We start from the raw sequence: 23,867 nt of genomic DNA on the forward strand, positions 1-23,867 counted from the left end.
TTGTCATAAAATTCCACGGCAATTAACAGTAAGAAGCTTTTTTTTCGTTCTTCTTACCAAAAAGAAAAAACGCCGGACCGGAACTCGTCTTTGAAAAAACATCCTCTTAAAACTTCGCAAGCCGCATTACCAACAGAGCAAAGCAATAACTACCGGCTAATGTTCTCCTTTGCCGGGATATTTATCGCCTTGTCGACCTTTATGCGCATTTTACTGGCCTGCCTGTCGCTCCGGGACGCCGATCTTTCGTTGGGGGCGGTAGCGCGGATTTTCTCGACGGGTTTCCTTTTTGACCTCGGAGCCTGCGCTTTCTTCCTTTTGCCTTACGCGATCTACCTGGCAATCTGGCCTGCCCGGTTCAACCAAACCCTGGCCAACAGGCTACTAACGTATACAGGTTTTGTACTCGCCACGCTGATCTTCCTGTTTTCCTTGTTTTCCGAAGTGACTTTCTGGCTTGAATTTGAAAGCAGGTTCAATTTTATCGCTGTTGACTACCTCGTCTACACGCATGAAGTCGCCCAGAACATTAACGAGTCCTATCCGATGCCGCTCCTGGTCAGCGTAATCCTCGCCGGAGCAGGCCTTCTGACGCTGGTGCTCACCAGGCGGGGGATATTCCGTTCTACGTTCAGAGGTCGGACCCCTTTGTTCAGGCGACTGCTCATACTTGGCGCTTTCCTGGCAACCAGTGCGATATACGGGTGTTTCCTGGGCAATAATCTTGCCGAAAAAGGGCAAAACCGTTACCAGGATGAACTCTCCAAAAACGGCATTTACTCCATTTTCTCAGCCTTCAAAAACAATGAGCTCAACTACCAGCACTTCTATCCGCTCATCGACGACCGGAAAGCCTTCACAGTAGTTCGGGATGCACTTGCGGGTGACAATGTCCGGTTTCTGGATGACGGGCTCAGCATCCGCCGGCACATTTCTGCCGTGGGTAAAGAATCCCGCCCGAACGTTATCCTCGTTACTATAGAAAGTCTTAGCGCCGACTACCTCGCTCATTTCGGGAACAAGCAGCACCTGACACCTGTTTTGGACTCGCTGGCAAAGAAAAGCCTGGTTTTTGAGCAGATGTACGCCACCGGCACCCGGACTGTCAGAGGGATGGAAGCGCTTACCCTTTCCATTCCGCCTACGCCCGGCAGCAGCATTGTACGGCGCCCGGACAACGGCAACCTGACTACCGTGGGCTCCATTTTTCAATCCAAAGGCTACGAAACGAGTTTTATATACGGGGGAGACGGATATTTCGACAACATGAACCAGTTCTTCGGCGGCAACGGCTTCGACATTACCGACAAAGGGCGGTCGGCCACCGTGGGCGATAAATTTGCGGCCGCACGAACTATAATCCCCGATTCGCTGGTTCAGTTTCAGAATGCATGGGGCATTTGTGACGAGGACCTTTACACGGCAGTGCTCCGGAATGCGAATAAAAATTACGCCGGCGGCAAGCCTTTCTTCAGCTTCGTAATGACCACCTCCAATCACCGGCCGTTCACCTACCCTTCCGGCAAAATCGACATCCCCTCGGGAACAGGCCGCGAGGGGACAGTGCGTTATACCGACTACGCCATCGGGCAATTCCTGGAAAACGCCCGGAAGCAACCCTGGTACGCCAATACGGTATTTATTTTCGTAGCGGATCATTGCGCAAGCAGCGCCGGGAAAAACGACATTGACGTCACCAAATACCATATCCCGGCCATCGTGTACAACCTTCCGGCCGCTTCGCCCGGTTCAGTTCCGGTGCTTTGCTCGCAAATTGACCTGCTACCTACCCTTTTCGGTTTGTTGCAATGGGATTATGACAGTAATCTCTACGGCCTTGACGTGCGTTCAGCCACTTACCGGCCCCGCGCCCTGCTTGGCACCTACCAGAAGCTGGCCTATTTACAAAATAACCGCCTGACCATTCTGTCGCCGCAGCAACACGTAGAAAGCCTGGTGTATGCCAACAGCGGCGCTCCGGGAGAGACTGCCCGACCGGATAAAAAGACGACGGAGGAAGCGATCTCCTACTACCAAACCGCCTACTACCTGTTCAAAAGCGGTTTGCTGAAACAGAAATAGCCTGAATAATCCGCCTGTTTAGCGGCAAAGACCGGTCGGTCTCCCACAGGACGGCTGTTGTCTTTGGCTGTACACCTTATGTGAATAAAAAAAATCCCCGGAAGCGATGCTTCCGGGGACTCATACTCTATAACCTGAACCAGACGATTGATTACATCATGCCGCCCATTCCGCCGCCGTGAGGCATAGCAGGAGCAGGATGATCTTCCGGTTCGTCGGCAATTACACACTCGGTAGTCAGCAGCAGACCTGAGATAGAAGCAGCGTTCTCAAGTGCAAGACGCGATACTTTTTTAGGATCAATGATACCGGCTGCCAAAAGATCTTCGAAAGTATTATCTTTCGCGTTGTAGCCGTAGCCGCCTTTTCCTTCTTTCACTTTCTGTACTACTACAGAACCTTCGCCGCCAGCATTGGCAACAATGGTACGAAGCGGCGACTCAATCGCAACACGGATAATGTTGATACCGGTTGTTTCGTCGTCATTTGCACCCTGAAGGGTTTCAAGTGAAGCAGAAGCACGGATGAGGGCAACACCACCACCGGCAACGATACCTTCTTCAACCGCCGCACGGGTAGCATGCAAAGCATCGTCCACACGGTCTTTCTTTTCTTTCATTTCTACCTCAGTTGCAGCACCGATGTAAAGAATGGCAACACCGCCTGACAATTTGGCCAAACGCTCCTGCAATTTCTCGCGGTCGTAATCGGAAGTAGTATTTTCGATCTGAGATTTGATCTGGTTAACACGTCCCTGAATTGCTTCAGAATCACCGCTACCGTTAACAATTGTAGTATTGTCTTTGTCGATCAACACTTTCTCGGCCTGGCCAAGATATTCAAGAGAAGCATTCTCCAGTTTGAAACCACGCTCTTCGCTGATCACGGTACCACCGGTAAGGATTGCAATGTCCTCAAGCATAGCTTTACGACGGTCACCGAAGCCCGGAGCTTTAACCGCAGCCACTTTCAGGGCGCCGCGGATTTTGTTTACTACCAGCGTAGCCAAAGCCTCGCCGTCAACGTCCTCAGCAATGATAACCAAAGGACGACCGGTTTGCGCTACCGCCTCCAATACGGGAAGAAGCTCTTTCATAGAAGAAACTTTCTTCTCTGAGATCAGGATAAAAGGACGCTCTGCCTCTACTTCCATCTTCTCGGTATTGGTCACAAAGTACGGAGAAAGGTATCCTCTGTCGAACTGCATACCTTCCACAGTTTTTACTTCTGTTTCAGTACCGCGGGCTTCTTCTACAGTAATTACGCCTTCTTTACCGACTTTCTCCATCGCCTCGGCAATCATGTTACCGATTTCCTCGTCGTGGTTGGCGGAAATAGTCGCTACCTGAGCGATTTCCTTCGAAGTCGAGATGTTTTTCTTTTGTTTTTCAAGATCAGCAACAACCACTGCAACTGCCTTATCGATCCCTCTTTTGAGGTCCATAGGGTTAGCGCCGGCCGCTACGTTTTTCGCACCGATGGTATAGATCGCCTGCGCAAGAACGGTCGCTGTAGTAGTACCGTCACCAGCAGAATCAGCAGTTTTGGAAGCAACTTCCTTCACCAGCTGAGCGCCCATATTCTCGATCGAATCTTTCAGTTCAATTTCTTTGGCTACAGTAACACCGTCTTTTGTAATGGTAGGTGAGCCGAATTTTTTGTCGATCACTACGTTACGACCACGAGGTCCGAGTGTTACTTTCACGGCATCAGCCAGTGTATCAACACCTTTTTTTATTTTGTCTCTAGCTTCTACGTCGAAAAATATCTTCTTTGACATAACTTGTTAAGATTATTTAAATTACTTGGTGAATAGAACAAAAAAACCGGATAATTAGCCGATGATGGCATAAATATCCGACTCACGCATAATCAGGAATTCGCCCCCTTCTACAGTCAATTCGGTGCCTGAATACTTGCCGTAAAGAACAGTATCACCAACTTTCACTGTCAACGGCTCATCTTTTTTACCGGGACCCACAGCAACGACAGTGCCACGCTGCGGCTTTTCTTTTGCTGTGTCGGGAATAATGATACCGAAAGCAGTTTTTTCTTCAGCAGGAGCTGCTTCTACAAGTACGCGGTCCGCCAGAGGTTGGACTTTCACATCGATTAATGATGACATAAGAAATTAACGTTTTTATTGATTTGTCAGTTTTTTTACAAGATTGACACACCCCTTTCTTTTACAAGGTTCATGCCAAACCTGCCAAGTCTGCCATTTTTGCATGATAGGAGCAGTGAGGAGTGAGCAGTGAGGGTGAAGGGCTGTCAGATGTTCCGGGTTTGGAAATCGGAAATCAGAAATCAGAAATCGGAAATCAGAAACGGGTAGACAGAAATCAGGAACGGCGGTAACGCAAGCAGAGGGGCTGATTTCCGATTTCCGATTTCCGATCTCCGATTCCAACAAAAACTCCTGACATGAAGCAAATCAAGTCAGGAGCCTTTCTGTTCTTTTAAAAATTGCTATTTCGCGCTGTCCGCGGCGGCTGCCGGAGCTGCCTTATCGGCTTCGGCACCGGATAAGCCGGGAGCGATACTACCAGTCGGAACCGGCGCGCTCTGCGCTTTTTCAATGTTTGCGCTGTTAATACCGCCGGCAGATGCATTCCCGCTCTTCACCACAACATAAGAGGCGAGGGAAAGCAACAGGATCGCTCCGGCAAAACCCCAGGTAATCTGCTCCAGCAGGTCGGTTGTTTTCTTTACGCCGAACATTTGGGATGTTCCGGTCCCGCCGAATTCACTTGACAATCCACCACCTTTCGAATTCTGGATCAGTACGATTAAAACAAGTAAAACCGATACCAAAGCGGCGATAATGATCAATGCTAAATACATATGTCTACAATAAATTTAATAAGTCAGTCCGGATACCTGGAGGAAGCCTGCGAAGCTCACTTCAGTTTTTCAATTTTTTTCGCAAAGTAATCCTTTTTTTCCGGGATTTTCAAAATTAGTTTTTCGTAAATCGCTATGGCCCGCTCAGGCTTGCCCTGCCTGGCCAGTATTTCGGCAAACGACTCCGTCGCAAAATCTTCCAGGGCCATTTGATTCCGGAGGCTCAGGTCTTCAACTTCCTGGGGCTGATCCTTTTCAGGCGAAAGCGACCCGATTATAGGCTCGGCTTTGATAAACTTATCAATCAGCTCCTGGATGGGCGTTCTGCCTGCGCGCGATGGCTGCTCGTCCTTTTGTACCAACTGTTGCGAAAGCGCAAATTCAGTCAGCACGGTGGGATCAAAAGGCACGGCCGGCAACTCATTATGACTGACGGCCACCGCTTCAGCCTGGTCCGGCTCTGTTTTCGGAAGGTCCGCAATAGACTCCCTTCCCTCTTTTTGCGTACGCGTGAGCCTGTCCAAAAGCGTAACTGACCATTCCACCTCGTTTTCCAGCAACATCTGCAACGCTTTCCGGTTCAGTGAATGCACCGCCGCCTTCGGCAAATAACGCCCCATGAGCTCGGGGTGATGCATGGAAACCGTCTTGGCCAAAAGCATGTGCGCCAGCTGAAAATAAGGGAAATCACGCGTCATCTGCTCCAGCTTCGCTGCATCAGCCCCTTCCAGGAGCTCCGGCTGTGTTACCCAGTAAGAAAACATTTCTTTGTCTGCCATGGTTGTCGGGTATAGAAATGGATAACCTACCAGTCGGCGGCAGATTTATTGAAAATATTCTGCACCAGCTGATCCATTATTTTAGGAAGCATCCGGGCTTCGTTGGCATCCAGCGTTTCGCTTTGCGGAAAATCTTCATAAAACGAGAAAGACTGGTCAAAGTTCTTCGTCTCGTCTTTGTTGTTTGTAAAGCGCACCTGAACGGTGACGTTCAACCGGTTAAAACCGGCCTTGTCACTGGCAGTGGGCGCTACCGGCACCACGTCATAGCCCGTGAACGTTCCTTCAATAAGCAAATCTCCCCCGCTCGGCCGTTGTGTGAGGCTCGTATTCCGCTGAAAATACTCTTTCAGCTTTTCACTGAAGTCCAGCGTCAGGCTGGCGGGGCCGCCCGCAGTACTCATCGTAAAATTCAGAACGGTGAAAGTTTTGATATCCGGCGACAGGTTCGTCCCCGTGAACGAATATATTCCGCAGCTATCAAGTGTCAGCGCCAACAAGACCAATAACAGTCGCAAGCCGCCCAACCGGCCCATCTTCAACACGCTTCTAGTTTTCAATTCCGTATTCCTTGATTTTCCGGTAAAGGGTTCGCTCGGATATGCCCAACGCCTGTGCCGCATACTTACGCTTATTATTGTTTTTCTGCAAAGACTTAATAATCAACTCCTTCTCTTTCTCTTCCAGCGACAATGACTCTTCTTCTTCCGTCGTGTGGTCCACATCTTCCACCACCACGCCTTCGTCGTCGTAATCGTTCAGATCCACGATCCGCGGTTGTGACGAGGAGAGTATCCGGGGCGTTTCGGCACCCGAAGGCACCGGAAGCAGGGTCTCCGGACCACCAAGGTTGCTAAAAAGCTCCTTGTTGTTTTGCAACACTTCGCGGCCGTCGTATTGCTCACCCTGCAAAACATCCCGGACTAGTTTCTTCAGCTCGTTCACGTCGCGCCGCATATCAAAAAGAACCTTGTACAACAGCTCTCTTTCTGAAAACGCCGCGCCCCCGTCTTCGGTATCGGCCACCGGGACAAGGCCTCTTCTTGCCGCAGGCTGCACAGGATGCAGGTATTTTTGCAATACGGAAGAATCAACCGGCATGTCTTTATCCGTTTCCAGGATAGTGATCTGCTCGGCAATGTTCTTGAGCTGCCGGATATTCCCCCTGAATTCATAGTCCATCAGCATCTGGCGGGATGCTTCGGTGAGCTTAACCGGCTTGGTACGGTAACGCTCGGCAAAATCGTTGGTAAATTTCCTGAACAACAGCACCACGTCCTCGCCGCGCTCGCGCAGAGGCGGCACAAAGATCGGCACGGTATTCAGGCGGTAGTAAAGGTCTTCCCGGAACTTGCCCTTGTCCACCGCGTCCCGGAGATTGACATTGGTAGCGGCCACCACCCTCACATCCGTTTTCTGAACTTTGGAAGAGCCTACCCTGATAAATTCGCCGTTTTCAAGCACCCTGAGCAACCGGGCCTGCGTGCCTATAGGCATTTCCCCGATTTCATCCAGGAAAATCGTCCCGCCGTTGGTGGTCTCAAAATAGCCTTTCCGTGCATCCACGGCCCCTGTAAATGCTCCCTTCTCGTGCCCGAAAAGCTCTGAATCGATGGTACCTTCCGGTATTGCGCCGCAGTTAATGGCGATAAATGGGCCGTGCTTACGTGCACTCAGGCTGTGAATAATCTTCGAAAAAGACTCCTTCCCGCTACCGCTCTCCCCGGTAATCAAAACGGTGAGATCGGTCGCTGCTACCTGCATTGCGACATTAATAGCATAGTTCAGCGCGGGCGCATTCCCTATAATCCCAAAGCGATTTTTAATCGCCTGTATTTCCGGATTGTTCATACTTACAATAGCTAGCTGGCCCGCAAAGGCCTGGTTCCGAAAACATTAAAGCGCCACAGTCTCTTCCTGGACCACCTCACCCAAAAGCGTCGCAGCCGTGCATTGCGTTACAAGCACCTTCACATAATCGCCTTTGCGGTAGTGCCCTTTCGGGAACACGACCACTTTATTCTGATCGTTCCTCCCCTGGAGGTATTCGTCAGAACGTTTGGAGGGCCCTTCTACCAGTACTTTATGAATCTTCCCTACAGCCGCCTGGTTTCGCTCCAGCGAAAGGCGCTGCTGCAGGTCTATAATCTCGGTAAGACGCCGCTTTTTGATTTCCTCCGGCACATCATCGGCAAGCTTTTTGGCGGCCGGCGTGCCGGGACGCTCCGAATAAGAAAACATATAACCGTAGTCAAATTTCGAGTACGCCATCAGTGAAAGTGAATCCAGGTGCTCTTCTTCCGTTTCACTGCAAAAACCGGAAATCATATCATGGGAAATCCCGCAATCCTCGCCCAGGATCTCCCTGATCCTGTCAATTTTGCCCAGGTACCATTCCCGGTCGTAGGTACGGTTCATCAGCGACAGGATCCTGCTGTTACCGCTTTGTGCCGGAAGATGTATGTAATTGCAGATGTTCTCATACTTTTTCATGGTATACAAAACATCATCCGTAATGTCTTTCGGATGTGAGGTACTGAAACGCACCCGCAAGTCCGGATGAATCTGCGCGACCCTTTCCAGCAATCCGGCAAAATCGAGCGGGCTTTCGCTGCTGTTTTCACCAGGCTGCCACCGGTAGCTGTCCACATTCTGGCCCAGCAGCGTCACCTCCCGGTAGCCGTTTTCGAAAAGACCGGCAGCTTCTTCCACGATGGAAAAAGGATCGCGGCTTCGCTCCCGCCCTCTTGTAAATGGAACCACACAAAAGCTGCACATGTTGTTGCAGCCCCGCATGATGCTGATAAATGCTGTTACGCCGTTTGAATTCAGCCGGATGGGCGATATATCGGCATAGGTTTCCTCGCGTGAAAGCAGTACGTTCACCGCTTTTTGTCCGCCCTCGGCTTCCAGCACCAGGTTGGGCAGCTCGCGATAGGCGTCAGGACCCGTGACGATATCTACCATCTTCTCCTCCTCCAGCAGTTTCGCTTTCAGACGCTCGGCCATACAACCCAGTACGCCGATCAGCATGCCCGGCTTTTTCTTTTTCAGCGTATTGAGTGCCTTCAACCGGTTCCGAACTTTCTGCTCCGCATTGTCGCGTATGGCGCAGGTATTCAAAAATATAAGATCGGCTTCTGCCTCCTCTGAAGTAGTGGCATAGCCCGCATTCCGCATTACCGAAGCTACGATCTCGCTGTCAGAGTAATTCATCTGGCAGCCGTAACTTTCAATGAAAAGTCTTTTTTTGTTCAGGGCGGGCTCATCTTCCGTCACTTTTACCATTTCACATCCCTCCTTCTCTGTATCCGACAAAATTTTCAGCCCGCCCGGCATGATGGTACGCTCCTGGTTTACCATTTTATTAACTTTAACAAACAATTGGTCTAATCCGAACTATACTTCAAGGTTGCAAAAGTAGCAATTATTTAGAAAAGACTGACAAAGTGACAGTCATTTCCCACCAAATTGCCCACAGGGCAAGATGCCTGCCGATCTGAGGACCTGATACCGCGAATTGCCATAAAAGTGTTTTTTGATTCGGCACCCGTTTGTACTAATTTTATCCCCGAATTCTCACGTCATTTTCTCTCACCGCATCGTAAAACACGTTGTGATCCCCCCCTTATGAAAACAAACCTTTACCCCTATTTTTTACTGGCCCTTGTTATGCTTGCTGCGGTACGTACCGAAGCACAGCGCGCTGCCTCAGAAGTCTTCGAAGAAGGTAACGTCCGCGCCAGGTCCGGCGACTATGTAGGCGCCCTCAAGTCGTTCAGCACCGTCATCGGCATGACACCGAACCATGCTCCCAGCTATTTCAACCGGGGCCTTGCGAAGGCCACGCTCAAAGACTACAGGGGCGCGATTGCAGACTACGACAAAGCCATAGAAATCAACCCTTCGGAAGCGCTCTATTTCCAGAGCCGCGGCGTCAGCAAGAGCTTCCAGGACGATTTCCGCGGAGCCATTGCCGATTACTCCCGTGCGATCGAAATTGCTCCGGAAGACGCAAAAAGCTACTTCAACCGTGCCGTAAGCTACACCAGGCTTGAAAATTACGGAAAAGCGGCAGCAGATTTTGACAAAGCTGTTGCCCTGGAGGGAAATGATATCAATTCGCTATATGCAAGAGGACGGAACAAGCTCCAGCTAAACGATTACGAAGGAAGTATCTCAGACTTTATGCAGGTGCTCTCGCTGAGTCCGAAGCGTTATAGCGCCTATGCAGGGTGCGCCGAAGCCAAAATAGGCCTCAATAATTTTTCAGGCGCTATCACCGACCTGGACAAAGCTATAGAATTAAGCCCGCGCGACGCCTACCTGTTTGAACTGAGAGGCTTTGCTAGAAACAAATTACTGAGCTTCACCAACGCACTTGCCGACTTTGAAAAGGCATTTTCGCTGGGTCGGGCAACCCCCGACGTCTACTATGGCCGGGGCTTGGCGAAAAGCAAGCTGGGTCGCCAAAAAGAAGCCATAGCTGATCTTAGCCTGGCCATCGAACAGGACAACCCGTATTTCGAAAAGGACCCCAAAAAAATCACCTACAGCGGACCGATCACAAGAAAAATCCTGGATCAGCTGCGGAACGAAATCAGGGAAGGCAGCAATATACAGTCTCTCTCTCCCGAGCGCGCCCAGGCCTATTACGAGCGGGGAAACAGCAGGATTAAGAGCGGTGACACGAAAGGCGGGATGAGCGACCTGAATACAGCCATTGAAATTTCGCCGCTCTACGCCGAGGCCTATTTCTCCCGCTCTATGCTGCGATCAGCAAACGGGGAACAGACGTCCGCACTGATGGACCTCTTTACGGCCATAAAAATACGTCCCGATTACCAGGAGGCCTACCACTTACAAGGCATTATCAAACATAGCCTGGGCATGATCAACGAAGGCTGTATAGACCTCAGCAAAGCCGGTGAACTCGGCTACGAGGCATCGTACAGGGTAATCGGGGAGTATTGTAATTAGGGGTGAGGTTTGAGGTGTGAGGTGTGAGGGGCCAGGCGGCTAATGGGTCACGCATCATGGCTTACACCTCACGCCTCATCCCTCATGGCTCACACCTCATCCCTCAAGGCTCACACCTCATCCCTCAAGGCTCACCCCTCACAGCAGGCTTGCTACTTTGTCCCAGTTCACTACGTTCCAGAAGGCGTTGATGAAATCGGCCCTTTTGTTCTGGTACTTGAGATAATAGGCATGCTCCCATACGTCGAGGCCCAGAACCGGCTTTCCTTTTATTTCCGAAATATTCATGAGCGGGTTGTCCTGGTTGGGCGTTGAACCTATTTCTAGCTTTTTGCCATTTGCTACCAGCCATGCCCACCCGGAGCCAAACCGCCCGGCGCCCGCTTTTGCAAAGGCTTCTTTGAATGCAGCAAAAGAACCGAATTGCGCGTTGATGGCATCTGCGACTTTCCCTTTAGGTTCACCGCCCTTACCCGGCGCCAGTATCTCCCAGAAAAAGGTGTGGTTCCAGTGCCCGCCGGCATTGTTACGGACTGCAGCCGGTGCCGACCCCGCCGAAGCCAGCAATTCTTCAAGCGATTTCTTTGCCAAAGGGCTTCCTTCCAGCGCTTTATTCAGGTTAGCCACATAGGCGGCGTGGTGCTTCGAATAATGGATCTCCATGGTCGCCTTATCGAAATGCGGTTCCAGGGCATCAAAAGCATAAGGCAGTTTTTTCTGAACAAAAGGAGCAGCGTCTCCGCCCGCAAAATCGGGCGCACCGTTTGCATTGGTCCCGACTAATCCCAGCGCAAGGGCGCCGCCTGTAACAGTTTGCAAAAACTCTTGTCTATTCATGTGTCTAAAGGTTTGAGCTGTGAGGTGTGAGTGCCTGGCTCTCGGAAAGTTTGCGGCTCCCGCCTCATACCTTGCAGCTATTTCGAAATACGCATTGTTTATTTTATAAGGTTTGAGGGGTGAGGTATGAGGTTTGAGCCTTAGCAACAGGCCCGGTTCAAAGGCTGCTCACACCTCACCCCTCAAACCTCACCCCCTCTATTGATACACCAATCTCCCGACAATGCTTCGTCCCAGCGTCACTTCATCGGTAAATTCGAGGTCACCGCCGACCGGTATGCCCCGCGCGATGGTGCTTACTTTAAGATTGCTTTCCTTTAATTTCTTTTGCAAATAAAATGCGGTCGTATCACCCTCCATAGTAGCGCTGAGGGCCAGGATCACTTCCACAACCGGCTCGTCTGCATCGGCCACACGGGCAAGCAGCGAATCAATATTTAATTCGCCCGGCCCTATCCCCTCCATGGGCGAAATAACGCCTCCCAATACATGGTAAAGCCCATTGAACTGAGCCGTATTTTCGATCGCCAGAACGTCGCGCGTATCGGTCACCACACAAATGATCGAAGCATCCCTTCGTTTATTGCTGCAGATACCGCACAACTCACTGTCGGCTATGTTGTGGCACCGGACGCAATAACACGTTTGCTCGCGAAGGGCTACCAAAGAGTCCGCAAGGCTTTTGGTTTGGCCGGCATCACGTTTCAGCAAGTGCAACGCAAGACGCAACGCCGATTTTTTACCAATGCCCGGAAGCCTGGAGATTTCATTTACGGCATTTTCTATAAGCTTTGAAGGATAATTCATGGCAACGCAGGGCGGGAAGCTATATCAGGCCTGGCTCAGAGCACTTCTGCAGAGATACCACGGCGGCAGATATCGTTCCTCATCTCAACAAGTTCTTCGAAAGAACCGTTCTTAACATTACATTTTCCTTTGAAATGAATAATGATCGTGCATTGCTCCGCCTGTTCCGGCGTGTGGCCGCACACTTCGATCAGCGTTTCAATCACCCAATCGAAGGTATTCACATCATCATTAAAAACTACCAGATTCCTTACCTCGGTATCGACGGTCTCTTCCAGCACATCCGTTTCGGTATTTTCACTGATTTGCATTTGTACCAAATTTCGTTTACAAGAGCAAATCTACTCAAAGATGCCCAACTAAAGAAGGTTTTTTTGTACTTTCACGCGTCGAAACCAATCCGGGCCGTGTACTTTCAACTGACACCAAATCCAGTCCGGAAACCCGGTTTCATCCCAAAGAACCTTTTTATTATTCATGAATCCGTACGTAGCACTTGCTATTCTCTCCGTATACTTTTTGATGTTGATTATCGTCTCCGTCTATACCTCCCGCGGAGCAGACACCAACACTTTTTTTACGGCTAACCGCCAGTCCCCCTGGTACCTGATCGCGTTCGGCATGATCGGCACCTCCCTGTCGGGTGTTACCTTTGTGTCCATACCCGGGTCTGTCGCAAATATACAGTTCTCTTATTTCCAGGTAGTTATAGGATACCTGCTCGGATACCTGGTCATCGGGACGGTCCTTATGCCTCTTTATTACCGACTCAACCTGATTTCCATCTATACCTATCTCGAAACAAGATTCGGCTTCTGGTCGTACAAGTCGGGCTCGGCCGTATTCCTGGTCTCCCGCACCATCGGTTCGGCCGTGAGGCTGTACGTGGCGGCCGGGGTACTGCAATATGCGTTGTTTTCGCCGCTGGGCATACCTTTCGAGCTGTCGGTAGCCATCACTATCCTTTTAATCTGGGTCTACACTTTCAAGGGCGGCGTCAAAACAATTATTGTCACCGACACACTCCAGACCCTGTTTCTCATTACGGCTGTGGTGTTAACCATCTTGCTGGTAGCCAAAGAGCTTCATCTTTCAAGCATTTCGGATATTGTTAAAACCGTAAAAGAAAGCGGCTATTCAAAAATTTTCTATTGGGAAGCCAATGACCCCAAAAACTTTTTCAAGCAATTTTTTGCCGGGGCTTTTATCGCTATCGTCATGACCGGCCTGGACCAGGACCTGATGCAGAAAAACCTTACGTGCAAAAACATCGGCGAAGCACAGAAAAACATGTTCTGGTTTACCGTTACCCTCGTAATTGTCAACCTCCTGTTTCTTTCTCTCGGCGCTTTGCTATATCTTTATGCTCAGGCAAAAGGAATTACCCCGCCGGCAAGGACCGACGATTTCTACCCCATGCTGGCGCTTAACAACCTGGGAACGGTGGTTGGCATTACCTTTTTGCTGGGCATAACGGCCGCTACTTATGCCAGCTCGGATTCTGCTCTCACGGCGCTCACAACTGCTTTTTGTGTGGACTTTATGAACATCGGCAACAAACCCGAAAAGCAGCGCGCCGCTATCAAATTCCGGGTGCATGTAGGGTTTTCGATCTTGTTCTACCTCGTCATTATCGTTTTCAATAAACTCAACAGCAAAGAAGTTATCACCGCGGTTTTCGATCTGGCCGGTTACACCTACGGGCCGCTGCTTGGCCTTTTTTCTTTCGGTGTTTTCACCAAAACTGCCGTCAAAGACCGGTGGGTACCGGTTGTCTGTATCCTGGCTCCGATCCTTACCTATATACTGAGCCAAAACTCTGTCAATTGGTTCAACGGCTACCAGATAGGCTTCGAACGTTTGATTATTAACGGGCTGATTACCTTTATCGGGCTGTGGCTGTTGAAATCTAGAAACGGGGCAACGGAGCTGGGAACCGGGATTTAGATCGGGAAGCGGAGGGCGGAAGTCGGAGATCGGAAATCGGAAATCAGAGGGCGGAAGTCGGAGATCGGAGATCGGCTATTCACTAATGAGCCCTCACGACTAAAGGCTCAAAGCTCACACCTAAAAGCTCACACCTCATACCCAATGGATACGGCCTTCTATAAACAGTCGGCGAATGAAGTGCTTGCTTCCTTCGGAACCTCCTCCACCGGGCTCTCCGGCGAACAGGTGGCGGAGCTGCGCGACCAATACGGAGCCAACCTGCTGAATGAAGCCCCGCGAAAAACCAAATGGGCTATTCTGCTTGACCAGTTCAAGGATGTGATGGTTATTATCCTGATCATCGCTGCGGGTATATCGTTCGCGGTGGGCGAGCATACGGATGCATATGTAATCCTGGCTATTATTGCAGGTAATGCCTGGATGGGCTACGCACAAGCCAACAACGCCGAAGAATCGATCCGGATGCTGCAGAAAATGTCCGCCCAATTTGCGGTCGTGCTTCGCAACAATCACCCGGCGAAAATCGACGCTACAGAACTCGTTCCCGGTGATCTCATCCAGCTGGAAGCCGGGAATATCGTACCTGCCGATGCTCGCCTGGTGGAGGTCAATTCTCTCAAAACAGATGAAGCCTCACTCACGGGGGAAAGCCATTCCATTGAAAAGTTATCCGATCCGGTGGATGGTGACCACCTCGTCCCGGGTGACCAGCTCAATATGGTTTTCAAAGGCACTGTCGTCAGCAATGGGAGCGCCAAAGCAGTTGTTACCGCAACCGGTATGAATACCGAACTCGGTAAAATAGCCGGCCTCATGGATTCCGAAGAGCAGAAAACACCACTACAACAGCGTCTCGCGCGGTTTAGCCGGCAATTGGCAGTGGTCGTGCTGATTATTTGCGTGGCAATTTTCGGCTTTGGCCTTTTGCGGGGCGAGTCTGCTTTCGGTATGTTTTTAACCGCGCTTTCGCTGGCCGTTGCAGCATTGCCGGAAGCCCTCCCCGCCGTCATCACCATTGCATTGGCGCAGGGCGCCCGCCGCATGGTCAGGCAAAACGCCCTCATCAGGAAACTTCCTGCGGTTGAAACTCTCGGGTCAGTTACCTACATCTGCAGCGACAAAACCGGGACGTTGACCCAAAACATCATGACGGTGGAGCGCGAATGGCATGTCCCCGACCAGGAAACGCTTTTTTACCAGGCGCTTTTGCTCAACAACGAAGTACAAACAGGGAAAGACGGCGCGCTGCTGGGCGACTCCACCGAAACCGCCCTCGTGCAATATGCCATCGCCCAGGGATTGAGCCGCGAAACAGCGCTTGAGTCGGTTCCGATAGAAAACCGCCTGCCGTTTGACTCCGTCAGGATGCGCATGAGCACCCTTCACCCGTACAACGGCCGGTACGTGGTTCTCACCAAAGGGGCGCCGGCCAAAATCGCCGATGTGCTCGCTCCGGGCCAGGAAAACGAGGTAAAAGGCTGGCTGGAACAGAACAGGACCTGGGCGGCGGAAGGTCTGCGGGTTTTATTTTTCGGATACCGGATCCTGGATCAAAAACCGGAGAAAATGGATGAAACCATCGAAAAGGACCTGCGTTTCCTCGGAATGGTAGCCATCATCGATCCCCCCAGGGAAGAAGTTATCGCCGCCATAGAAGACTGTAGGGAAGCCGGCATCAGGACGGTTATGATCACCGGCGATCAGCCGCTGACGGCGCAGGCGATTGCTGACCGCCTCCGTATTTCGTGGGCGCAAGGCAGCAAAGCCGTGACCGGTGCGGAGATGGCGGAATGGAATGACTTTGAGCTCGAGCAAAACGTAACCGAAACCTCCATTTACGCGCGGGTATCTCCGGAACAAAAGCTGAGAATCGTAAAAGCGCTTCAGCAAAACGGTGAATTTGTAGCTATGACCGGAGACGGGGTCAATGACGCTCCTTCGCTGAAACAGGCAAACATCGGTGTTGCAATGGGCATCACAGGTACCGACGTCTCAAAAGACGCTGCGGAAATGGTGTTGCTGGACGATAACTTCACCACTATTGTCAAAGCTGTGCACGAAGGCCGACGGATCTACGAGAACATCCGGAAGTTCATTCTCTACGTCCTGTCCTGTAACCTGGCCGAAATTCTGACGATTTTCAGCGCGCCTCTGCTCGGATTTGCAATTCCCTTATTGCCTATCCATATTTTGTGGATCAACCTCGTTACCGACGGGTTGCCAGGATTGGCCCTTGTTGCCGAATCCGCTGAAAAAGATATTATGAAGCGGCCGCCCCGGCCGCCAAAAGAAAGCCTGTTTGCCGGCGGATTGCTTACCCGTATTCTCCTGAGCGGATTGGTAATGACCGCGGCAGCTCTCCTGATCCAGGGTTGGGCAGCATACCGGGGACTCGACGTAAAAAGCCAGCAAACCGCAGTTTTCTCAACCCTGTGCTTCGTGCAGCTGATGAATGCGCATTCGGTCCGTTCAGTTTACCATTCGCTTTTTGCATCAGACCTGTTTGCCAACCGCGGCATGTGGCTGGCGTTCGTCCTGACCGCCCTCCTCCAGACAGCCATTGTATTTGTGCCGTGGCTTCAGCCAATCTTTAAAACCACCGCCCTGGAGCCCGCTACCATTCTGGCAATTGGTGTCGTTACCTTTTCTTCGCTGTTATTCCTGGAGCTCATTAAATTTGTAGTGCGGCGGCGATACCTGGGCGGCAAAGCCGAAAAAAATCCCCGAACCCCAGCCAACCAATCATGAAAACCGCGACAATCCACTTCAACTACCGCGATTTTGAAACGGTCAAAAATATAGCGCTTACTTTTCCCGATACAGAAGAAAGCACATCGCACGAAGGAACGCCATCGGTAAAAGTACGGGGCAAACTAATGTGCCGCCTTCATGAAAGCGGAAAATTTATTCCGATCCGGCTTGATTTTGACATCAGGGACAGGTATCTGGATAGCCACCCGGAGCTGTTCCATTTGCCCGATCATTTCAGGGCGTACCCCTACGTTTGTATGTGGATACAACCCCATTACGACAGGAGCCTCCTGGAAGAAATACTCGCACACAGCTGGAGAGGCCTTGCCTCCAAAAAACAGCTGCGGGAATTTGATGAGCAGCAAAAAACCGATCGCTGAAACCTGAAAAGACGAAATTCAATAAAGAGAAGAACATACAACTCGAATTTATCCAGATTAATAAACTATAGAAAGATCTATGTTGCGAAGAGATTTCCTGCAGGCCGCGCTTGTTGCGCCGGTCGCCGGGCTGACCGGGGCCGTGAAGGCAAATACGGGCACTGAGGAGAAGCCGTTTATTGTCAATGCCGGCGTGGGCGGGAACAATACCGTTGATTTGCTGGCCAGGATTGAAAGGGACTGCCTGGTCCATCGCCCCGATATGACCATCCTGATGGTTGGTACCAATGACATGAACAGCAAAAAATACATCCCTTTACCTACTTATCGGCAAAATCTGCTTAAACTGATCGGGTTAATCAGGGATGCCGGAAGCGAGGTGTTGCTGATGAACATACTCCCCGCTTACGAACCTTACCTATATACGCGACACCCGGAATCATTCTATGCCCCGGAAGGCTACCAGGGCCGGAAAAACCAGGTTAACGAATTGATCAGGAAAACTGCGGAAGAATTGAAACTGCACTTCCTTGACCTCCACCATATCTTCGAGAAGGTGGGAAATATCGGCGAATCGCCGGACAGCCTGCTGCAGAACATGGCCAATACCCAGAAAACAGATGGTGTGCACCCCACCCCGGAAGGGTACCGTACCATTGCCGTTGCGGTCTATGAAAAGCTGCTTACGATAGCGGCGCCCCATAAACGGCTGGTCTGCTTCGGCGATAGTATTACCAACGGCGGCGGCGGTACCGACGGACGCAGCTACCCGGCTTATCTGAAAAGATTGCTGGGGTTTTAGCAGAAAAAGCACAATTCGCGCATTCGCGGCCACCTGTCATGAAAGTGGCCACGAATTCGAGAGAAGCGGCGCTGGCTGGCTTTGATTTAAATAAACAACCTTTAGCTTTTGACCTGGTTGAGGATCAGACATCCGGCAGATTATGTTAAAGGGGTTCGACGGGCTCACCCGCCATCCGAATGGCAGCCTCCGGTAGGCAGCCTTCGACGAGCTCAGGCGCCATCCGGATGGCACCATCCGGCAGATTCCATCCGGACGGCGCCTGAGCCTGTCGAAGGCTGATCTTTGGATACCCATTCAATAGAAGCCATGCGTTCCATTATCAGGCATCTGTAAGTTTGCTGTACAGAATGCACGAATTTACCAAGCCCATGGTAAGCGCAGGAAATCAAAAAAAGGGCTACCCGAAACAACTTCGGGTAGCCCATTGATAAATCGTCAAAATCTCTTAATTCTGTACCGCCAACGGGTTGTACAACATTTCATCTTCAGGGATCTGCAGGGTCATTTTAGAAACGGGATAGCTCGTCTTCGCTACATGATTGGCGGAGTTCGCACGATCTACCGGGATGTTCCAACGCTTGTTGTTGTAAAACTCGCGGCCGCCTTCGCCCCACAACTCAATACGGGTTTGAAGTTGTACCATCTGAAGGGTAGTAAGCCCCTGCATGGAAGGATACGTAGCAGTGGTGAGCGCCACGGCGCCTGTCCTTGTTCTGGCGGCCAACAGCTTGTCAAGCGTAGCTTTTGCGGCGGCATCCGCTCCCGATTGCGCCTCTGCCTCTGCTTTCATCAGGAGTACTTCAGACGCACGCATGTTGCAGAAGGACGACAAACCTACATCGGCCTTGTTGGTACTGTTTAAGCCGTGGGTCGCAGCAAACTTCATGTTGGTATAAGAGGGAATAAAAGCAACTTTATTGCTGGCGGGATAGGTGTAATCGCCAAAGGCAGCCAGCATAAACCCGTCTTTACGGTAGTCATCTGCAGCAATTTTCTCATAAAGGCGGTTATCAATCCGCTTGTAGGCTCTTTGTTCGCCGCCATTGCCTCTGCCAAATGGATTCATATACGCCAGAAAGTGTGTATTGGCGGTCCCGAGCGCAAAACCAAGAATTACTTCCGGATTCTGTTCATTGTTCAGGAAGCCGTTGGATTCCGGTTTGATTAACGGGTCAGTGGCGGTTCCGGTATTTTTACCGCCGTACTGCGCCTGCGACATCAGGTTGGGGTACTTGCTTAAAATTTCCGTCGTTGCACTGATGGCGGTTGCCCAGTCACCGGTCCAAATCGACACTCTGGCCAATAAAAAATTGGCAACTCCAAGGTCTATATCCGATATGTCCGCTATACCGGTAGTGTATCCAATACCGGCGGCTTTCAACAGCGTGATGGCGTTGTTGAGGTCGGCCTTTATAAAGTCATAGGTTTCCTTCGCCGTAGACCGTGCCTTATTGGGTTGTGTTGGCTGAAATTTGTCATACAACATTATACCCAATTTGGCGTTTCCACCCTGGAGAAATGCATCCTGGTAGTTCTCCATCAGATAAGCATATCCATAGGCCCTGGCCACCAGCCCCCTTGCTTTACATTCCTTCAGGAAGTTATTGGTAGCAACAACATCATCCGGAAGGTAATTGAGCATTTGATTGGCGGTTGTCACACAATACCAGGCATACTTCCAGTAAGCAAAATTCTTGGTACTTGCCGCCGTAATAAAATCTCCCATTTGGTACTCCACCGGCCCTACCAATCCATCCAACCCCTCAACATCACTAAGCACGACGTCATTTCCTTCAAGAATCCGGTTGACATCCAGGCCTTGCGCCGTGTAATACATGTCGGCAGTACCTGCTCCCGAAGCACCGGCATTGTTAAAAAGCAGGGGCATAGCGTTGGCCATCCCACCCATAACAATTTTGATTTTGGCTTCATCTCCCGAGGCCAGCAGTTCCGCAATCTGCTTATCCGTGATATTGTGCGGCGGTTCCACCTCGAGCTTATCGGCGCAAGCCGAAAATAGCAGCATCCCCGAAGCCATTAATCCGCAAGTATATTTTTTAATCTTGATCATCTCTCTCTCAATTAGAAGTTTACATTAACACCTACCGAAAACGTACTCATTGGCAAGTAAACCGCCGCTCCCACTTCCATACCTCCTACGAGCGACATCCGCGGATCTATCCCGGAATGCGAGGTAAACATTGCGATGTTGTCGGCAGAGGCGTACACACGGATACTCTTGGTCTTGATTTTCTCAAGAACCGAATTGCCGAGTGTATACCCGAGTGTCAGGTTTTTTACATTCAAATAGGAAGCATCAAACAATGCCATATCGCTGTACAACCAGGGACCTTGCGTCGCGCCGCTTGTAAACCGAAAAGTATCATCATAAAATACCATGGGAAATTTTGCACCCGTATTCTCCGGTGTCCAGGTATTGCCAACCAGTTCCTGAGACAGGGCATTGCCAAAGTTTCCGCTTCTGTAAATGTTGTTGGCATACTCCACGCTCAGGAATTTGCCCCCCAACTGATAGGCCAGGATAGCGCTGAAGTCAAAGTTTTTGTATTGCAGGCTGGTTGAAAACCCGCCTATCCATTTTGGAAGGGCGCTTCCCATTTCATAGCGGTTTGCCAACGTATAATTGGTGGTATTTGTAAACGACCCCACGCTCGTCTCGACGAAACGGCCCGCATCATGATCTGCCTGCGTGACGGTGTGCTGGAACAAAGGCAAGCCAGTCTTTTGATCTACACTATTGTACTTAAACAAGTAGAGGTTGTAGTAATCCATATTCTCGCCTCTCAGGTACATAATCTGACCGCCGTTATTGGCGCCGCCGCTGGCTATGTTCCATCCGTCAATTGAGCCGGTAAATTTACCGCCCAAAGCGGGTGATCCCACACTTTTCGGAAACTTGTTCAGAATGGTTCTGTAATGTGTTCCGTTCAGGCCGATGCTCCAGTTGAAGTCCTTGGTTTGGATCAGGTCGATATTCAACGCAACCTCAACCCCGCGGTTGGTGATTTCGGCACTGTTCAGGGTAAGCGAGGACTGGCCCAATGAAGACGCGATAGGTTGTGCAAACACGGAGTTCACGGTGTTTTTGTTATAAAAATCAACCGTTCCGGTCAGGCGTCTGTTCCACAAAGAGAAATCAATACCCGCATCGAACGTATGGGTATTTTCCCAGGTCAGGGCGCTGTTGACAAAAGCTCCCTGCGACAAGGTCAAGCTGGCCGGAATCCCTGTACCCCCGTTTGAAGTCTGGTAAACCGCGCCAAAATTCCACAATTGGTACCCCGAGTAGTTACCGATACCACTTTGGTTACCGATTACCCCGTAGCTCGCCCGGATTTTGAGGTCATTCACAAAATCTCTAACACCCGCCATGAAATTCTCCTGGGAAATTCTCCAGCCACCACCAATGGACCAGAACGTTCCCCAACGATTTTCTTTATACCTGAATTTGGAAGATCCGTCGCGACGAAGCGACCCTTCTACAAAATACTTGTCGTCATAGTTGTAGACGGCACGGCCGAAATAACTGTCCATTGCAGTGAGATCCCCACCGTAGCCGGGCGTTCCGAACGGAGCTCCCGAGCTGTTGTAACGGCTTACGAAGTTACCCTGTCCGGTAAAATCATTAATCAGGGAATAGGCGGAAGCATAATTAAGCAAATCACTGTTCCATTGGTAGTATTCATGAGCGGCCAAAGCCGTTATCGAATGACGACCGAACTCCTTTACCCAGTTCAACAATTGCTGCGTATTGAAAACACCGGTGTTCATATAGTACTTTCCAATGGCCCCAAACGTTGCGACCGCGCCCGTTTCAAGGTTACCGTAGCGTGTTCTCACTTCAGAGAACCTGTCGTAGGAAACATTGGTGGTAAAGCTGAAATCTTTAAGGAAATTGATTGTCAGGTACCCTTTCAAATTCAAATCATGCGACTCCCTTCTGTCAATATCTTTGTCGAGCAGCTTAATCAGGTTGGTTGTATAAAGCGGCTGCCCTGTTGTCCCGTTGGGAAAGTTTTTGACATTCCCTACAGACGGCTGAACGCCAAGCGGAGAATAGGTCACATTGGTGTTGTCATTCACCCGGTCGCTTCCGTCAGCGTTTTTCAGGATATTTCCTTTCAGGTCTCTTGCAAACAGCGGGATCAACTGGTTCTGGCCATTCACCCACCGGAAGACGTTCTGCTGTACCGTTCCCGGGTTACGCCCGAAACGGGTAGCCGGCGACTGCGTATTGCGGTAGCTGTAGCCAAGATTTGCACCAATCTTCAACCATTTGGTCAGTTGGGCATTCACGTTCGTCCTTGCGTTATAGCGCTTAAACTGAGAGCCACGGATATAGGAAGGGTCTTCCAGCATGCCCACGGAGGCGAAGTAATCCATCTTATCCGAACCGCCGCTGGCCGACAAGGTATGCTCCTGGCGGAACATTTTTTCAAAAAAGTAGTCGTTGTAAGAACCGGCTTTCCACAACTCCTTTGCATTGGGGTTGAGTTTACCGGTAGCCGGGTCGATCAAATAAGCACCTGACATCGTAGCACTTGCTGAAGCCCCACTACCGGTAGTAGTGTACGTCGCTCCAGGAACCTCGTACGCCATGTAATTACCCAGAAGGTTCATCCCGAAATCGGTCATAGAACCTTTGTAGTCAAACAAATGCTGGCTCGCAAACAGTGCGGCGGCTTCGTGCGACATGTTGGGGTTCTGAACATTAGTCGTGTAGGTGTTGTTCCCCCCAGACGGCCAATATCTGGCTGTATTGTAAATGGCCAACCAGGCATGCTCGTAGATATCCTTCGCATTATCCATCAAATCCAAACGCAGGTTGCCCAGGTAATTCACCCCCATCCGGGTTTCAAAGGAAATGTTCGGCTTGCCACTTTTCCCTCTTTTGGTGGTTACCAGCAAAACCCCGTTCGCACCCCTTGACCCGTATACCGCGGTCGAAGCAGCATCTTTCAAGACGCTGATGCTTTCTATGTCCTTGGGGTTGATGGATGCCAATGCGTTGGGATATTCAGTAGGCACGCCGTCAATTACGATGAGGGCGTTGGAGCTGTTCTGGCTGGTTGAGCCCGCACCCCGGAGACGAATCCCCATATCCAGACCCGGCTGGCCGTCGATAGACGACACCTGGATCCCCGGCACCACCCCTTCAAGCGCGCGCGTAACCGTGGAGTTGGCCTGAACGGCAATGGTTTTTGCTTCTATCTGCGAAACCGAACCGGTAAGATCCCGTTTCTTGGCCACACCATACCCGATGACAACTATTTCATCCAGTGTTTTTTGATCACCTGCCAGCTGAACATCGATCACACTCCTGTTTTCAACCGCGATTTCCTGCGTCAAATACCCCACAAACGAAAATACAAGTGTTCCCCCTCTGGGAACATCCTGCAATGCATAGGTACCGTCATTTTGTGTGGTCGTCCCGACCTGCGTCCCCTTCACCAGAATGTTTACCCCCGGGAGGGCCTCCCCGTTGGTATCTCTGACGTGCCCTCGGACCGCCTGTTGTGCATGAATGCCTGAAGTCAGCAACCCCAGGCATAACAGCGAAAGTAAGAGTTTTCTCATGTTAATTGTAAAATAGTTAGTGTTTAAGCAGGGCAAACGATACAAAAGAAATAT

18 protein-coding genes are annotated in these 23,867 nt (G+C 50.7%); 6 read left to right on the top strand and 12 right to left on the bottom strand.

Features of this window, described 5'->3' with window-relative positions; genetic code table 11:
* The first annotated feature begins 201 nt into the window (after positions 1–201).
* Entirely contained in the window at positions 202–2,082 is a 1,881-nt protein-coding gene (locus ABD852_RS14145; RefSeq protein ID WP_345029955.1) for an LTA synthase family protein, read from the top strand.
* A 151-nt stretch (positions 2,083–2,233) separates the two neighbouring features.
* On the opposite strand, the gene groL is transcribed toward ABD852_RS14145, so the two are convergent.
* From groL to miaB, 7 genes are all read right to left on the bottom strand, one after another.
* The gene (gene groL, locus ABD852_RS14150) at positions 2,234–3,862 is read right to left on the bottom strand and encodes a chaperonin GroEL (RefSeq protein ID WP_345029957.1); all 1,629 of its coding nucleotides are present in this window, start codon (positions 3,860–3,862) and stop codon (positions 2,234–2,236) included.
* A 54-nt stretch (positions 3,863–3,916) separates the two neighbouring features.
* The gene (locus tag ABD852_RS14155; protein WP_345029959.1) at positions 3,917–4,207 is read right to left on the bottom strand and encodes a co-chaperone GroES; all 291 of its coding nucleotides are present in this window, start codon (positions 4,205–4,207) and stop codon (positions 3,917–3,919) included.
* Between the two features lie 344 nt (positions 4,208–4,551).
* On the bottom strand, positions 4,552–4,926 hold the full coding sequence (secG, locus tag ABD852_RS14160) for a preprotein translocase subunit SecG (protein WP_345029960.1): 375 nt from the start codon (positions 4,924–4,926) through the stop codon (positions 4,552–4,554).
* Between the two features lie 56 nt (positions 4,927–4,982).
* Entirely contained in the window at positions 4,983–5,705 is a 723-nt protein-coding gene (locus ABD852_RS14165) for a hypothetical protein (RefSeq protein WP_345029961.1), read from the bottom strand.
* A 26-nt stretch (positions 5,706–5,731) separates the two neighbouring features.
* Entirely contained in the window at positions 5,732–6,265 is a 534-nt protein-coding gene (lptE, locus tag ABD852_RS14170) for an LPS assembly lipoprotein LptE (RefSeq protein ID WP_345029963.1), read from the bottom strand.
* Complete coding sequence (locus ABD852_RS14175) at positions 6,255–7,556, bottom strand: sigma-54 interaction domain-containing protein (RefSeq protein ID WP_345029964.1); 1,302 nt, start codon at positions 7,554–7,556, stop codon at positions 6,255–6,257. Before ABD852_RS14175 ends, lptE begins: the two co-directional genes overlap by 11 nt.
* Positions 7,557–7,601: 45 nt before the next feature.
* Complete coding sequence (miaB, locus tag ABD852_RS14180) at positions 7,602–9,068, bottom strand: tRNA (N6-isopentenyl adenosine(37)-C2)-methylthiotransferase MiaB (protein ID WP_345029966.1); 1,467 nt, start codon at positions 9,066–9,068, stop codon at positions 7,602–7,604.
* Between the two features lie 267 nt (positions 9,069–9,335).
* Between miaB and ABD852_RS14185 the strand changes: the two genes are divergently transcribed.
* Positions 9,336–10,685 (top strand): tetratricopeptide repeat protein, encoded by a 1,350-nt coding sequence (locus tag ABD852_RS14185; RefSeq protein WP_345029967.1) that lies wholly within the window; start codon positions 9,336–9,338, stop codon positions 10,683–10,685.
* Positions 10,686–10,823: 138 nt separating this feature from the next.
* Here ABD852_RS14185 and ABD852_RS14190 read toward each other — a convergent pair whose 3' ends face one another.
* The 3 genes from ABD852_RS14190 to ABD852_RS14200 form a co-directional block, all read right to left on the bottom strand.
* A complete protein-coding gene (locus tag ABD852_RS14190) occupies positions 10,824–11,522 on the bottom strand; it encodes a superoxide dismutase (protein ID WP_345029969.1) in 699 nt (232 codons plus the stop codon).
* A 198-nt stretch (positions 11,523–11,720) separates the two neighbouring features.
* Positions 11,721–12,329, bottom strand: coding sequence for a recombination mediator RecR (gene recR, locus ABD852_RS14195; RefSeq protein ID WP_345029971.1), 609 nt, complete (start codon positions 12,327–12,329; stop codon positions 11,721–11,723).
* 35 nt (positions 12,330–12,364) lie between these two features.
* On the bottom strand, positions 12,365–12,640 hold the full coding sequence (locus ABD852_RS14200) for an ATP-dependent Clp protease adaptor ClpS (RefSeq protein WP_345029974.1): 276 nt from the start codon (positions 12,638–12,640) through the stop codon (positions 12,365–12,367).
* A 166-nt stretch (positions 12,641–12,806) separates the two neighbouring features.
* Here ABD852_RS14200 and ABD852_RS14205 point away from each other — a divergent pair, with 166 nt between their 5' ends.
* From ABD852_RS14205 to ABD852_RS14220, 4 genes are all read left to right on the top strand, one after another.
* Positions 12,807–14,276, top strand: coding sequence for a sodium:solute symporter (locus ABD852_RS14205; protein ID WP_345029977.1), 1,470 nt, complete (start codon positions 12,807–12,809; stop codon positions 14,274–14,276).
* Between the two features lie 144 nt (positions 14,277–14,420).
* Entirely contained in the window at positions 14,421–17,027 is a 2,607-nt protein-coding gene (locus ABD852_RS14210; RefSeq protein WP_345029980.1) for a cation-translocating P-type ATPase, read from the top strand.
* Complete coding sequence (locus tag ABD852_RS14215) at positions 17,024–17,410, top strand: MmcQ/YjbR family DNA-binding protein (protein WP_345029983.1); 387 nt, start codon at positions 17,024–17,026, stop codon at positions 17,408–17,410. Before ABD852_RS14210 ends, ABD852_RS14215 begins: the two co-directional genes overlap by 4 nt.
* A 79-nt stretch (positions 17,411–17,489) precedes the next feature.
* Complete coding sequence (locus ABD852_RS14220) at positions 17,490–18,212, top strand: SGNH/GDSL hydrolase family protein (protein ID WP_345029986.1); 723 nt, start codon at positions 17,490–17,492, stop codon at positions 18,210–18,212.
* Between the two features lie 448 nt (positions 18,213–18,660).
* On the opposite strand, the gene ABD852_RS14225 is transcribed toward ABD852_RS14220, so the two are convergent.
* Both ABD852_RS14225 and ABD852_RS14230 read right to left on the bottom strand, forming a co-directional pair.
* The gene (locus tag ABD852_RS14225; protein ID WP_345029990.1) at positions 18,661–20,286 is read right to left on the bottom strand and encodes a RagB/SusD family nutrient uptake outer membrane protein; all 1,626 of its coding nucleotides are present in this window, start codon (positions 20,284–20,286) and stop codon (positions 18,661–18,663) included.
* Positions 20,287–20,297: 11 nt separating this feature from the next.
* Positions 20,298–23,813: a SusC/RagA family TonB-linked outer membrane protein gene (locus tag ABD852_RS14230; protein WP_345029993.1), complete on the bottom strand. Its 3,516-nt coding sequence runs from the start codon at positions 23,811–23,813 to the stop codon at positions 20,298–20,300.
* Positions 23,814–23,867: the final 54 nt, after the last annotated feature.

The sequence above is a fragment of the Ravibacter arvi genome (genome assembly GCF_039540405.1).
GTDB classification, from domain to species: domain Bacteria; phylum Bacteroidota; class Bacteroidia; order Cytophagales; family Spirosomataceae; genus Ravibacter; species Ravibacter arvi.

Coding starts and splice junctions, on each gene's coding strand:
- ABD852_RS14145 (WP_345029955.1), top strand. CDS start 202: ATGCGCATTTTACTGGCCTGCCTGTCGCTCCGGGACGCCGATCTTTCG.
- groL (WP_345029957.1), bottom strand. CDS start 3,862: ATGTCAAAGAAGATATTTTTCGACGTAGAAGCTAGAGACAAAATAAAA.
- ABD852_RS14155 (WP_345029959.1), bottom strand. CDS start 4,207: ATGTCATCATTAATCGATGTGAAAGTCCAACCTCTGGCGGACCGCGTA.
- secG (WP_345029960.1), bottom strand. CDS start 4,926: ATGTATTTAGCATTGATCATTATCGCCGCTTTGGTATCGGTTTTACTT.
- ABD852_RS14165 (WP_345029961.1), bottom strand. CDS start 5,705: ATGGCAGACAAAGAAATGTTTTCTTACTGGGTAACACAGCCGGAGCTC.
- ABD852_RS14175 (WP_345029964.1), bottom strand. CDS start 7,556: ATGAACAATCCGGAAATACAGGCGATTAAAAATCGCTTTGGGATTATA.
- miaB (WP_345029966.1), bottom strand. CDS start 9,068: ATGGTAAACCAGGAGCGTACCATCATGCCGGGCGGGCTGAAAATTTTG.
- ABD852_RS14185 (WP_345029967.1), top strand. CDS start 9,336: ATGAAAACAAACCTTTACCCCTATTTTTTACTGGCCCTTGTTATGCTT.
- ABD852_RS14190 (WP_345029969.1), bottom strand. CDS start 11,522: ATGAATAGACAAGAGTTTTTGCAAACTGTTACAGGCGGCGCCCTTGCG.
- recR (WP_345029971.1), bottom strand. CDS start 12,329: ATGAATTATCCTTCAAAGCTTATAGAAAATGCCGTAAATGAAATCTCC.
- ABD852_RS14200 (WP_345029974.1), bottom strand. CDS start 12,640: ATGCAAATCAGTGAAAATACCGAAACGGATGTGCTGGAAGAGACCGTC.
- ABD852_RS14205 (WP_345029977.1), top strand. CDS start 12,807: ATGAATCCGTACGTAGCACTTGCTATTCTCTCCGTATACTTTTTGATG.
- ABD852_RS14210 (WP_345029980.1), top strand. CDS start 14,421: ATGGATACGGCCTTCTATAAACAGTCGGCGAATGAAGTGCTTGCTTCC.
- ABD852_RS14215 (WP_345029983.1), top strand. CDS start 17,024: ATGAAAACCGCGACAATCCACTTCAACTACCGCGATTTTGAAACGGTC.
- ABD852_RS14220 (WP_345029986.1), top strand. CDS start 17,490: ATGTTGCGAAGAGATTTCCTGCAGGCCGCGCTTGTTGCGCCGGTCGCC.
- ABD852_RS14225 (WP_345029990.1), bottom strand. CDS start 20,286: ATGATCAAGATTAAAAAATATACTTGCGGATTAATGGCTTCGGGGATG.
- ABD852_RS14230 (WP_345029993.1), bottom strand. CDS start 23,813: ATGAGAAAACTCTTACTTTCGCTGTTATGCCTGGGGTTGCTGACTTCA.